Raw genomic sequence first — 11,507 nt, 5'->3', positions numbered from 1 at the left:
TTGCGGCTGACGTGGCGCCGGCCGCCACGATGACACCATGACCGACACCTTCCCTGCCTTCGACACAGGCCCCGTGCCGATCCCCGGACCCCACGCCGAGCCGCCGGAGCCGTTCCGCGGCATCTACGGGATGCCGACGTTCGTCAGGATCCCGACGGCGGACCTGGCGGCGTCGGTCGACTTCTGGATCCGGGGGCTCGGATTCTTCGAGATCTTCTCCATCCCCGGTCAGATCACGCACCTGCGCCGTTGGACGTTCCAGGACGTCCTCCTCGTGACCGGGGACCGTGCTGTCGAGGCGCCGGCGCTGAACGTGTACTTCTCGTGCGTGCTGAGCCAGGTCGACGAGACCGCGGCCGCGTGCGAGGAGCTGCTGCCCGGTTCCACGACCGGACCTCAGCACATGCCGTGGAACACGGTGGAGCTGGAGATCGTCACACCGGAGAACGCCCGGGTGACCATGACGGCGGCGAAACCGTACGACGCGAGCAGCACCGAGGCCGAGAACCTGCGAGAGATGGGCATCGAGGCTCCGGAGGGCTGACCTGCGGTGCCGCGACGGTCACAGCGGCCTGTGCCATGGTGTGCGCCATGCCGAGGCGCGTTCACCTGCACGTCGGAGCCCCGAAGTCCGGCACGACGTACGTCCAGTCGCGGCTGCACGCGAACCGGCGCGAGCTGCGCAGCCACGGGATCAGCTACCCGTACGGGCGGCTCGCGGAGCCCCATCTGCACTACTGGGCGGCGCTCAGCCTCACCGACACCGACCACGGGGTGGACCCGCGGCGGGTGCGTGGAGCCTGGCCGCGGCTCCTGCTCAGACCCGCAAGGCGACCGGCGAGGTCGTCCTCAGCCACGAGGTGCTCGCCACCGCGACTCCCCAGCAGGCCGAGCGCGCGCTCGCGGATCTCGCGTCCACGGGTGCGGAGGTCCACCTGATCCTGACGGCACGCGACCTGGCGCGCGAGCTGACGAGCGGGTGGCAGGAGACCCTGAAGTTCGGCGCCAGGCGTTCCTTCGCGGCATTCCTGGAAAGCGTTCGCGAGGTCACTCGTCCTTGATGAAGGGCTTCGACCCGGTCCGGGTGCTCAGCGTGTGGGGTGCCGATCTGCCCGCCGAGCAGATCCACGTCGTGACTGCCCCGGCGGCCGGCGGCTCACCGGAGCAGTTGTGGTACCGCTTCCTGGGGGCTGTCGACGTCCCGCCCTCGTGGGCCCCGCACGAGGCCGTGCGCGTGAACGCGTCGGTGGGCATCCATCCCGGAGGCACAGCTCTTACGTCGGCTCAATCGTCGGCTCGGTGAGGACGTTCGACGTGGCGGCAGGTACTCCACGCTGGTGAACGACATCGTGGTGAGCCGTGCGCTCGAGCTACGGAAGTCACCCCGGATCACGCTCGGACCGGAAGACCATCCGTGGGTCGTCGAACGCACCGAGAGCTGGATCCGCTGGTTGCGCACCCGCGGGGTCCAGGTCCACGGCGACCTGGACGACCTCTTGCCGGCACCTCCGGACGAGGACTGGATCGCGCGCCGCTGCCCGGGAGAGTGGCGGCGGCCTCCGTGGACGTCATCGAGGCCCTGCTCGCCGAGCTGGACGGCCGGCCCCTGACCGCTGTGCGACGCGCACGACTTGTCCTGTCGCGGATGCTCGGCTGAACGAGTCCGGAACGCGCTTCAGCGGAAGCGTGCCCGACCATCGTGCCCGGCCGCCGCGGTAGGGCGACCGCCTCCCAATCGACCTCTCGTGTCAGTACCCACCCATAGCATCGTACGTACGTTCGACTCGATGGGGTGAGATGGATGGGTGTGACGACGATGGTGCGGCCCTTGGGCGAGGTCGAGGCTGAGCTCGCCACGCTCGCGGCGCGGATCGCGTCGGCGACGTGCCGGTTCCTGCAGCTGGTGGCCGAGTTCGACGCCCGGGACGGCTGGATGGAGGTGGCCGGCATGGTGTCGACGGCGCAGTGGCTGTCATGGCGATGCGGCATGTCGACGGTGACCGCGCGTGAGCACGTGCGCATCGCGCGTGCCCTGGCAGGGTTGCCACTCATCGCGCAGGCGTTCGCGGAGGGCCGGTTGAGCTACTCCAAGGTTCGGGCACTCACGCGGGTCGCCACGGCGGAGACCGAGGTCGAGCTGCTCGATATCGCTGCCGCCGCGACGGCGAACCAGCTGGAGCGGTTCTGCGTCGGGGTGCGCACGGCCACCACGCTCGACGAGGTCAACGAGCGTCACGAGGACCGGCGCCTGTCGTTCCGGACCGAGTGGGACGGGTCGGTCTCCTTCTCCGGGCGCTGCTCCCCGGAGGACGGCGCGGTGATCGTCGAGGCGTTGCGCCGGGTCCAGGACTACCTCGCACGGACGAGCGCCGATCGCCTCACAGGCGGTGCTGATGCCACCGACAGCTCCGGCACCACCGTGGCGGCGGACGAGGCTGAGGCGACCAAGCGGCGCGCACTCATCGACGCCCTGGTGCTGCTGTGCGAGCACGCCACCATCGACGACGACACGGACGGTCGCACCGACGTGGACGTGGACCTTGCTGACGACGCGGACAACATGGCCGACGCGGACAGCACGACCGCCGCCGCGCCGGCGACCGTCGCCCGGGGATCGCGGCGCAGCGAGACCGTCGTCCACGCGACCCTCGACGATCTTGCCGCGATACGCGTTGCCGAGACCACGCCCCCGGCGCAGTGCCCGGGCCGGGCCGACCGAGATGTGATCGGGCCTCGCCTCGAGTACGGCCCCGCGTTGCATCCCGAGACCGCCCGACGCCTGACCTGCGACACCGGCGTCGTGCTCCATCTCCACCAGAGCGAGACCGAGGACGAGCCGGGGACGAGCGTCATCGTCACGCCCAGTCAGCGACCGGGCCGGACCGTCGACGTCGGCCGGCGCCGACGCACCCCGAACGCCGCGCAGTTCCGAGCGTTGTGGGACCGAGATCAGGGCTGTCGATTCCCCGGGTGCGAACGCCGTCGGTACCTGCACGCCCACCACATCGTGCACTGGGCGGACGGCGGCCTCACGGTCCTGGAGAACCTCGTACTGCTGTGCGGGGAACACCACCGCCTTCACCACGAGGGCGGCTTCGAGGTCGCCCGTCATGCAGACGGGAGCCTGACCTTCTTCGGGCAGAACGGCCAACCTGTCGTACCGGTGCCGCGGACGGAGGTGCCTGCACCAGCCGTGACGGCAGGCCTGCCGCTACCCGTTGGTGCATCCGGCCGGGCCACTGACGATGCTCCCGATTCCCTTGCGCCGGTTGACGGCGGCAGGCTCGACATGGATTACGCCGTCTCGACCGTGGTGGGTGCCTGGGAGGCCGCCAAGCGACGAGCAAGAGGCCGGACGGCGGCCTCCGAGCGTCCGGAGCATGCCGCCTGACGCTTCAGCGGAAGCGCGACGACGAAGGACGGCATCGCACATACGTTCGATAGAATGGCGTCGTGGACGTCGTCCCGTACGCCGAGCTGCACGCCCACTCGGCCTTCAGCTTTCTCGACGGCGCGAACCTCCCGGAGGAGCTCGCCGCCGAGGCGGCCCGACTGCGCCTGAACGCCCTAGCCCTGACCGACCACGACGGACTCTACGGCGTCGTTCGGCTCGCCGAGGCGGCCCGCACCCTGGGGATACCCACTGTGCTCGGCACGGAGCTCAACCTCGGCACGTCGGGGCGGGCCGGGGCCGGGGCCACGCCCGGGATGAGCGGACGCCCCGACCCCGACGGCACCCACCTGGTCGTCCTCGCCCGCGGCCCCGCTGGTTACGGCCGCCTGTCCCGCACCCTCGCCCGCGGGCACCTCGACTCCGGGGTCAAGGGCCGCATGGAGATCGGTATCGAGGATGTCGCCGCCGACGCCGGAGGGGAGTGGCTCGTCCTCACCGGCTGCCGCAAGGGTGCCGTCCGTCGCGCCCTCGAGACCGGTGGGCAGGGCGCCGCGCGGGCAGAGCTCGACCGCCTCACGGCCTTGTTCGGCCGCGACAACGTCGCCGTCGAGATCACCGACACCGGCTCGCCCCTGGACTCGGCACGCAACGACGCCCTCGCCGACCTCGCCGGCGCCGCCCGGTTGCCGCTGGTGGCCACCGGCGCCGTGCACTGCGCACGTCCCGCCGACCAGCGACTCACGGACGTCCTCGCCGCCACTCGCGCCCGGGCCTCGCTGGACGAGATCGACGGGTGGCTCCCGCCGTCGCCCGCGCACCTGCGCTCCGGCGCCGAGATGGCGGCCAGGCATCATCGGCACCCGCAGGCCGTGCCCAACTCGGTGGCGCTCGCATCCGAGTGCGCCTTCGACCTCCAGCTCGTCGCCCCGGACCTGCCTCCGTACCCCGTGCCCGAGGGGCACACCGAGGCCACGTGGCTGCGCGAGCTCACCTACCGCGGCGCCGCCGACCGGTACGGGCCACCGGGGTCGGGACGAGTCGCCGGCGCGTACGAGATGATCGAGCACGAGCTGGCGATCATCAACGACCTGGACTTCCCCGGCTACTTCCTCATCGTCCACGAGATCGTGGACTTCTGCCGCCGCGAGGGCATCCTGTGCCAGGGACGGGGGTCGGCCGCCAACTCCGCGGTGTGCTTCGCCCTCGGCATCACCGCCGTCGACGCCGTCCAGCACCGGCTGCTGTTCGAACGGTTCCTTTCCCCGGGCCGTTCCGGCCCGCCTGACATCGATCTGGACATCGAGTCCAAGCGGCGTGAGGAGGTCATCCAGCACGTCTACGAGCGCTACGGACGCACCCACGCCGCACAGGTCGCCAACGTCATCTCTTACCGCCCGAAGTCGGCGGTGCGCGACGCCGCTCGGGCCTTCGGCTACGACGTCGGCCAGCAGGACGCCTGGTCCAAGACGATTGAGCAGTGGGGCTCGCTCGGCGGGGACGACATCGCCGGCATCCCGGAACCCGTGGTCGACGTCGCCGACCAGATGCTGCGCCTGCCCCGCCACCTCGGCATCCACTCCGGCGGCATGGTGCTGTGCGACCGGCCCGTCATCGAGGTCTGCCCCGTGGAGTGGGCGACCATGCCCGGCCGGACCGTGCTGCAGTGGGACAAGGACGACTGCGCCGACGCCGGCCTGGTGAAGTTCGACCTCCTCGGCCTGGGGATGCTCACCGCGCTGCGCCTGGCCTTCGAGTCGATCAACGCGCACGGCGGCGACGCCACCGGCAAGCCCCTCGGCCTGCACTCGCTGCCCCAGGAGGACGGGTGCGTCTACGACCTGCTGTGCGCGGCGGACACCGTCGGCGTCTTCCAGGTCGAGTCCCGCGCACAGATGGCCACCCTGCCCAGGCTGCGGCCACGGAACTTCTACGACATCGTCGTCGAGGTCGCCCTCATCAGGCCGGGCCCCATCCAGGGCGACTCGGTCAACCCCTACTTAGAACGCAGGCGCCGTCGCCAACCCGTCACCTACCTCCACCCGCTGCTCGAGCCGGCCCTGTCCAAGACCCTCGGCGTGCCGCTGTTCCAGGAGCAGCTCATGCAGATCGCCGTCGACGTCGCCGGTTTCAGCCCGGCGGAGGCCGACCAGCTGCGCAAGGCCATGGGAGCCAAGCGCTCCGACGAGCGGATGGAGGCCCTGCACGGGCGGCTGCTCGAGGGCATGGCCCGCAACGGGATCGGTCCGAAGATCGGCGAGCAGATCTACGACAAGCTCAAGGCCTTTTCCGACTTCGGATTCCCCGAGTCGCACTCCTTCTCCTTCGCGTACCTCGTCTACGCCAGCTCCTGGCTGAAGGTCCACCACCCCGAGGCGTTCTATGCCGCTCTGCTCGCCGCTCAGCCGATGGGCTTCTACTCGCCGCAGTCGCTCGTGGCCGACGCCCGCCGGCACGGGGTGGCGGTGCTGCGCGCCGACGTCAACGCCTCCGCCATCGAGGCATCCGTCCAGACCCTGACGACGGCGGAGCTGCGAGCGGAAGCCGCACGGACCCCTGCCGTCCCGGAGGTGGCTCACCTGGTGCACCCGGACCCCGACCTGGCGGTCCGGCTCGGCCTGTCGCCGGTGCGGGGGGTGGGGGAGAAGAGCGCCGAGCGGATCGTCGCCGAGCGCGAGAGCGGCGGGCCCTACGCCGACCTGCCCGACCTGGCTCGGCGGGTGGATCTCACGGCCGCCCAGCTCGAGGCCCTGGCGACAGCAGGGGCGTTGCGGTGCTTCGGGCTCGAGCGGCGGGAAGCGCTGTGGGCCAGCGGGGTGCTCGCCGGCGAGCACGGCCGCCGGCATGTGCGGGAGGAGACTGTCTGGTACCAGCCGCCGCTGCCGCTGACCGCCGTCGGGGTCGAGCCGCCACGCCGACTGCCGGCCATGGCGGAGGTGGAGACCGCCGTCGCCGACGTGTGGGCGACCGGGATCTCGCCGGAGTCCTTCCCCACCCAGTTCCGTCGGGCCGACCTGACCGCCGCGGGTGTCCTCACCGTGACGGAGCTGGCCGCGCGCCAGTCGGGGGAACGGCTGCGGGTGGGAGGCGTCGTCACCCATAGACAGCGCCCGGGCACCGCGGGTGGAGTCACCTTCCTGTCCCTGGAGGACGAGACCGGTCTGGTCAACGTCGTCTGCTCGGCCGGGTTGTGGGCGCGGCACCGGAAAGTTGCCCGCACCAGCGCGGCTCTCGTGGTCCGCGGGGTGATCGAACGGGGCGACGGCGTGACGAACCTGGTCGCCGACCGGATCGAGCCGCTCAGCCTGCTGGTGCCCTCGACGTCGCGCGACTTCGGCTGAGCACCAGCACTCGACCGCCTACTCTTTGGCGGTGGCCGGGATCTTGGCATCAACCTCCGGCAGCTCGTTCATGGGCGGGTCGACCTGTCGAATCGCGCTGTAGACCGCCCACGTCACGGCCAGCACCGGGATGGCGATGATGGCACCGACCAGCCCGCCGAGGAACGTTCCGGCGGTCACGCCCACCGCCACGACCACCGGGTGCAGGGAGACCTGCCTGCCCATGACCAGCGGCTGGAGGATGTGCCCCTCGATCTGTCCGATCAGCGCGACGCCGAGGATGACGACGACGAAGTCGAAGACGCTGCCTGCGGCCAGTGCGACGACACCGGCGATGATCATGGCGGCCGGCGCGCCGATCAACGGGATGAACGCACCGATGAACACCAGGACGGCGAGCGGTGCGGCGAGCGGCACGCCGACGATCGAGAGCAGGATGAAGGCCATGACGCCGTCGGCGATGGCGACGATCATGGTGCCGCGGGCGTACCCGGAGAAGGTGTACCAGCCGGCCGTGGCGGCCGCGTGGGTGCGCTCGCGGTTCCTGGCCGGCAGCTGGTTGAGAAACCACAGCCACATCCACTCCCCGCGCGCGAGGAAGAAGATCGTCAGGAACAGGCTCAGCGCCAAAATCGTGAAGACGATCGCCACGGCGCCCGCGTTGTTGAGCACCTGGCCGGCCAGATCGCCGGCATTCTCACGAACATACGTCGTCGCCTCGGCGACGGCGCTGTTGATCGTCTCGTAGATCTCTGCCTGCGTGATCTGGAACGGCAGCGGACCCGACTCGAGGAAGTCGAGGATCGTCTGGATACCGCTCTGGAACCGATCCGCCAGGGTGTCCCACTGGTCGGCGACCGACGAGATGACGTAGGTGAACAATCCCGCGACGACGAGGAAGGACCCGAACAGCGCCAGGAAGGTGGCCAGCGGTCTTGGCATCCACTGCGCCAGCACGCTGACGATCGGGTACAGCACCGAGGCGACCACCAGGGCGAGGAACACCGCGATGAAGACCATCTGGATACGGGCGGTCGCGAACACGACCATGCCCACGACGATGATGATGCCGATGAGGAACCAGGCGCCCGTCCCGTAGGTGCGGATCCACCGGGGCAGACCGTCAGGGGCGGAGTCGGCGTGCATCGCACGGTCGGGCATCCGGCGCACGCTGAGCCGCGAGGCCTGGGACGGGCGGACGGACTGGCTCGCGGCGCTCGGTGAGCCGGACGGCGACCCGGCGCTGAGCGCTGCCGGCGAGACGATGTGGTTCACCGACGTGGTGCGCACCCGACGTACCCGTGGCCGAACACGGCGACCCATCCGCTGACCGACCTGGCTCAGCAGCCTGCGCGCGTCCCGCTTCTCTGCCATCGCGCCCAGTGTGCCGCAAAGGTGCCGGTCACACCGCTAGGCGCGACCAGAGGTGCGCTTGATCGAGCTCGGCCAGCGCGCCCTCTCGATCGCCCAGCTGATCCGCGCGCCACAGGGCCGACTCGGCGGCGCGTGCCATGGCCCAGGCGGCGACTCGGGCGGGATCCAGGCCGCTCGCGCCGCCTACCACTCGGGTCCGGGTGCGCAGCAACGTGACGGCGTCCTCCTGCCGGAAGGGGTCGGCCACCTGGGAGACCAGGGGCGCCGGGTCGTAGGCGGGATCGCCGACCATCGGCTTGGGGTCGATGGCGACCCACGTGCGCGTGCCGGTCGCGTCGTCGGCCAGGATGTTGCCGGGGTTGAAGTCGCCGTGCACGAGCGAGGCGCCGCTCGCCGTGTACTCCGTAGGCAGCTCCTCGAGCAGGTTGGCGGCCTCCACCAGCAGGCCGCGATCCGCGCCGAGCGACGGACCGTGTCGCTGCGTGCGGTCGCGGAGGATGTCCGCAAGATTGGTGGTGTAGTCGGCCAGGCGGACCAGTTCGAGACCGTCGCTCGATGCGCCTTGGAGCCGGCCGAGCAGCTCGCCCGCGATCTCGAGCCGGTTCTCGACACGTGCTTCAAGCAGTGCCGGATCCTCTTCGATGCCGTGACCCGGACGCAGGTGACGCAGCAGCAGCGTCCACGCCTCCGCGTCGTGGTCGAGCAGCTCCGGTCCGCCGTTGCCGCACCACAGGCGCAACGCGATCGCCTCACCGACGGCTTCGTCGTGCGGGAAGACGATCTTGACGACGACGTCCGCGCCGTCGGCCGTCCGCGCGGGTGCCGTCCACCCGGCGGCACCGGACGGAAACGGGTCGCCGAGCGTCAGGCCCCAGCGCTCACGGGCGCCCTCAACCAGGTGAGGCAGACGTTCGAGCCAGGCGGCGCCGTCGGCCGCGCTCCCGACCTGCCGGGCCAGGGCGTCGGGGATGGTCGGGACGGTCATGTCGCAGACGCCCGGGCACCCAGCACGGCCGCCAGCTCGGCGGAGTCGTGGACCACCGCGACGGCCCCCTCGCCCTCGCCCGGCCGGCCGTAGCCCCAGCCGACGAGGACTGTTTCGACGCCGTGGCGGGCGGCACCCGCCACGTCGTGGAACCGGTCGCCGACCATGACGGCGCCGCTGACATCGGCACCGGCCGCCGCGAGCCCTGCGAGGGCGCGGGCGACGACATCGGCCTTGACGGTCACGCCGTCGACGGTGACGTTCTCCTTGGGCTGGTCGCCGCAGACGGCGGTGAAGTATGGCGTGAGGCCGGCCCGATCGATGATCGGCTCGGCCATGTGCTGCAGCTTTGCCGTCGCCAGTGCGAGCGGGATGCCAGCAGCGTGCCAGGAGCGGATCAGTTCGCGCACGCCCGGGAACAGCGGGACGTCGACCATTCGGGTGCTGTACCGGCCGCGATAGTCGTCGACCATGGCGTCGAGGTCGTCGTGCGCGACGCCGGCGATCTCCGCCAGCGCCTCGCGGATCGGTGGGCCGATGAACCGGAGCAGGGTGTCGTCGTCGAGCTGCGGGTAGCCGAACGCGTCGAACGTCTCGCGGATCGACGTCATGATCGCCGACGCGGAATCCGTGATCGTGCCGTCGAGGTCGAGCAGCACAGCGGTGGCGCGCAGCTCGGTCGGAGCGGGCGCGCCGAGGGCAGGGGAGATCATCCGGGTCCTCTCGGGAAGTCTGGGACAAGGGTACGTGGCACGCTGGAACCTGCACACGACGCGCCATGCCCACGCTGGGCACCACGGCGCAGCCACAGGAGGAGAACATGGGACGACTCGGGACGCTGGCCAAGGTCGCTGCGGTGGCGGGGCCGACGGTCTGGAAGGTCGTGCAGCGCGTGGGACCGACGTTGGTGCGTCTGCGCAAGGACAACCCAGAGGTGTTCGAGACCGTAGAGAAGCAGGTCAAGCGGCTGGGCGAAGCGCGCCGGCAGGGTCGGAGTCCCGACGGCCTGCGGTTGCGCATCGCCGCCCTGCGCGACCAGGTGGCCTACCTGCGCGCCTCCGCCGACGACCACGCCGAACGAGCTCGTGCCGAGGCCTGGCGTACCCAGCTGGACCGCATCGAGGCGTCGTTGCCCCTGCTGGGCGCGATGAGTTCCAAGGCCTCGACTCGGGAGCGCAAGCACGTCGATCAGCGGATCGACGATCTGTCGGCGGAGATTCTTTCGGCGTTCATCGACGAGCAGGACGAGGACGCCCGGGACGGCAGCCACCCGCAGATCGAGAGCTGAAGGTTCTGGCGGATCCGGCGAGGACGTGTGAGTCTTCGCGCATGGGCTCGGAGACGAAGGGCGCGATCCTGCGCGGACTGATGTGGTCGATGGCCGGCACGGCGGCACTGACCGGCACCCTGGTGATGACGCGGGGTCACCGTGGCATCCCGGGGTCGACGACGGCGCCCGACGCCAGCACCGACAGCGTCCTTCGGTTCTACAGCGTGATCTGGGCGACGCAGGCAGCGGTCTTCGGCAGAGCCGCCGCCCGGCGCACGCTCGATCGGGGCGAGCTGGACCGTCTGGCCGTGATCACCGCGGCCGGAGGTGCCGCGCGCGCACTGGCGTGGCGCTCGAGCGGTCGGCCGCACCCGCTGTTCCGGGTACTGACGGTCCAGGAGCTGGCGATGCCGGTCGTCGTGCGACTGCTGCGATGACCTAGAGAGTCTTCGGGACCGTCTCGCCGTCCACAGAAGTTTTCGCGCCCTAGCCGGGCGGTGACGCGGCCCGATAGGTTCTCCCGCATGGCTCGGGCGGCGCAACGTTTGCGAACCCTGCTGGCAATGGCTGCCGCAGGGCTCTTTGCGGCTGTCGGACTGGCCGCCTGCGACGGTGGGGGCGACGAGCCGACACCGACCGGTTCGCCGTCCGAGGCGGAGAGCCCGTCGGCCGAGGAGACGCCGACGCAGGAGATCGACCCGCCGGTGCCGCCGAACGCCATTGCGCGGGACGACGTACACGGTGCAGAGGCCGCGGCAGAGTATTTTTTAAAGCTCTACGTTTACGCGTACCAAACGGGTGGCCTCGCCGAGTTGGAGCAGATGTCACATGCGGAGTGCCGCTTCTGCCAGAGCGTTACAACTAGCGTCTCGACGCTGTACAGCGACGGTGGTAGATCCACCGGAGGAGCGATCACGATCCGATCTGCGGAGGGCCACGAACCTATCGAAAGAAATCCGTACTACCGGGTAGATGTGGTCATCGAGCAATCTCCGTCTACAGAGGTCGCGGGCTCTGGCGAAATTGTCGAAAGTGAGGGCGGGGAACGCCTGATGGTCTTCGCCATCGGCCGAGGCGAGAACGAGTGGAAAGTGCGTGCTGTGCAGGTGGAAGAAGGCGACGCGGATGTATAAATCTCGCTATGTG

General features: G+C 70.4%; 11 protein-coding genes. 8 read left to right on the top strand and 3 right to left on the bottom strand.

All coding sequences use genetic code 11. The features are described 5' to 3' along the window. Window positions 1-37 precede the first annotated feature (37 nt). From ABD907_RS08630 to ABD907_RS08610, 5 genes are all read left to right on the top strand, one after another. Window positions 38-544 carry a VOC family protein gene (locus tag ABD907_RS08630; protein WP_345215840.1) on the top strand — a complete coding sequence of 169 codons (507 nt, stop codon included), beginning with the start codon at window positions 38-40 and terminating at the stop codon, window positions 542-544. 316 nt (window positions 545-860) lie between these two features. Further along, on the top strand, window positions 861-1,061 hold the full coding sequence (locus tag ABD907_RS08625; RefSeq protein WP_345215839.1) for a hypothetical protein: 201 nt from the start codon (window positions 861-863) through the stop codon (window positions 1,059-1,061). Further along, window positions 1,061-1,303 (top strand): hypothetical protein, encoded by a 243-nt coding sequence (locus ABD907_RS08620; RefSeq protein WP_345215838.1) that lies wholly within the window; start codon window positions 1,061-1,063, stop codon window positions 1,301-1,303. Before ABD907_RS08625 ends, ABD907_RS08620 begins: the two co-directional genes overlap by 1 nt. Before the next feature lie 498 nt (window positions 1,304-1,801). Then, window positions 1,802-3,391 carry an HNH endonuclease signature motif containing protein gene (locus tag ABD907_RS08615; RefSeq protein ID WP_345215837.1) on the top strand — a complete coding sequence of 530 codons (1,590 nt, stop codon included), beginning with the start codon at window positions 1,802-1,804 and terminating at the stop codon, window positions 3,389-3,391. 62 nt (window positions 3,392-3,453) lie between these two features. Further along, window positions 3,454-6,732: an error-prone DNA polymerase gene (locus ABD907_RS08610; protein WP_345215836.1), complete on the top strand. Its 3,279-nt coding sequence runs from the start codon at window positions 3,454-3,456 to the stop codon at window positions 6,730-6,732. An 18-nt stretch (window positions 6,733-6,750) separates the two neighbouring features. Here ABD907_RS08610 and ABD907_RS08605 read toward each other — a convergent pair whose 3' ends face one another. From ABD907_RS08605 to ABD907_RS08595, 3 genes are read right to left on the bottom strand one after another with little or no spacing between them, the layout of a single operon-like run. Beyond that, on the bottom strand, window positions 6,751-8,106 hold the full coding sequence (locus ABD907_RS08605) for an AI-2E family transporter (protein WP_345215835.1): 1,356 nt from the start codon (window positions 8,104-8,106) through the stop codon (window positions 6,751-6,753). A gap of 28 nt (window positions 8,107-8,134) precedes the next feature. Further along, a complete protein-coding gene (locus tag ABD907_RS08600) occupies window positions 8,135-9,091 on the bottom strand; it encodes an aminoglycoside phosphotransferase family protein (protein WP_345215834.1) in 957 nt (318 codons plus the stop codon). Continuing rightward, a complete protein-coding gene (locus ABD907_RS08595) occupies window positions 9,088-9,804 on the bottom strand; it encodes an HAD hydrolase-like protein (protein ID WP_345215833.1) in 717 nt (238 codons plus the stop codon). The genes ABD907_RS08600 and ABD907_RS08595 overlap by 4 nt, the downstream gene beginning before the upstream one ends. Before the next feature lie 65 nt (window positions 9,805-9,869). On the opposite strand from ABD907_RS08595, the gene ABD907_RS08590 reads away from it, so the two are divergent. The 3 genes from ABD907_RS08590 (at window position 9,870) to ABD907_RS08580 (ending at window position 11,494) form a co-directional block, all read left to right on the top strand. Then, window positions 9,870-10,379: a hypothetical protein gene (locus tag ABD907_RS08590; RefSeq protein WP_345215832.1), complete on the top strand. Its 510-nt coding sequence runs from the start codon at window positions 9,870-9,872 to the stop codon at window positions 10,377-10,379. A gap of 41 nt (window positions 10,380-10,420) precedes the next feature. Beyond that, window positions 10,421-10,798 (top strand): DUF4345 family protein, encoded by a 378-nt coding sequence (locus tag ABD907_RS08585; RefSeq protein ID WP_345215831.1) that lies wholly within the window; start codon window positions 10,421-10,423, stop codon window positions 10,796-10,798. An 87-nt stretch (window positions 10,799-10,885) separates the two neighbouring features. After that, window positions 10,886-11,494, top strand: coding sequence for a DUF6318 family protein (locus ABD907_RS08580; RefSeq protein WP_345215830.1), 609 nt, complete (start codon window positions 10,886-10,888; stop codon window positions 11,492-11,494). The last annotated feature ends 13 nt before the right edge of the window (window positions 11,495-11,507 follow it).

This window comes from Georgenia halophila, from assembly GCF_039541595.1.
This window is presented reverse-complemented; position numbering and strand designations above follow the sequence as displayed.

Coding starts and splice junctions, on each gene's coding strand:
- ABD907_RS08630 (WP_345215840.1), top strand. CDS start 38: ATGACCGACACCTTCCCTGCCTTCGACACAGGCCCCGTGCCGATCCCC.
- ABD907_RS08620 (WP_345215838.1), top strand. CDS start 1,061: ATGAAGGGCTTCGACCCGGTCCGGGTGCTCAGCGTGTGGGGTGCCGAT.
- ABD907_RS08615 (WP_345215837.1), top strand. CDS start 1,802: ATGGGTGTGACGACGATGGTGCGGCCCTTGGGCGAGGTCGAGGCTGAG.
- ABD907_RS08605 (WP_345215835.1), bottom strand. CDS start 8,106: ATGGCAGAGAAGCGGGACGCGCGCAGGCTGCTGAGCCAGGTCGGTCAG.
- ABD907_RS08600 (WP_345215834.1), bottom strand. CDS start 9,091: ATGACCGTCCCGACCATCCCCGACGCCCTGGCCCGGCAGGTCGGGAGC.
- ABD907_RS08595 (WP_345215833.1), bottom strand. CDS start 9,804: ATGATCTCCCCTGCCCTCGGCGCGCCCGCTCCGACCGAGCTGCGCGCC.
- ABD907_RS08590 (WP_345215832.1), top strand. CDS start 9,870: ATGCCCACGCTGGGCACCACGGCGCAGCCACAGGAGGAGAACATGGGA.
- ABD907_RS08585 (WP_345215831.1), top strand. CDS start 10,421: ATGGGCTCGGAGACGAAGGGCGCGATCCTGCGCGGACTGATGTGGTCG.
- ABD907_RS08580 (WP_345215830.1), top strand. CDS start 10,886: ATGGCTCGGGCGGCGCAACGTTTGCGAACCCTGCTGGCAATGGCTGCC.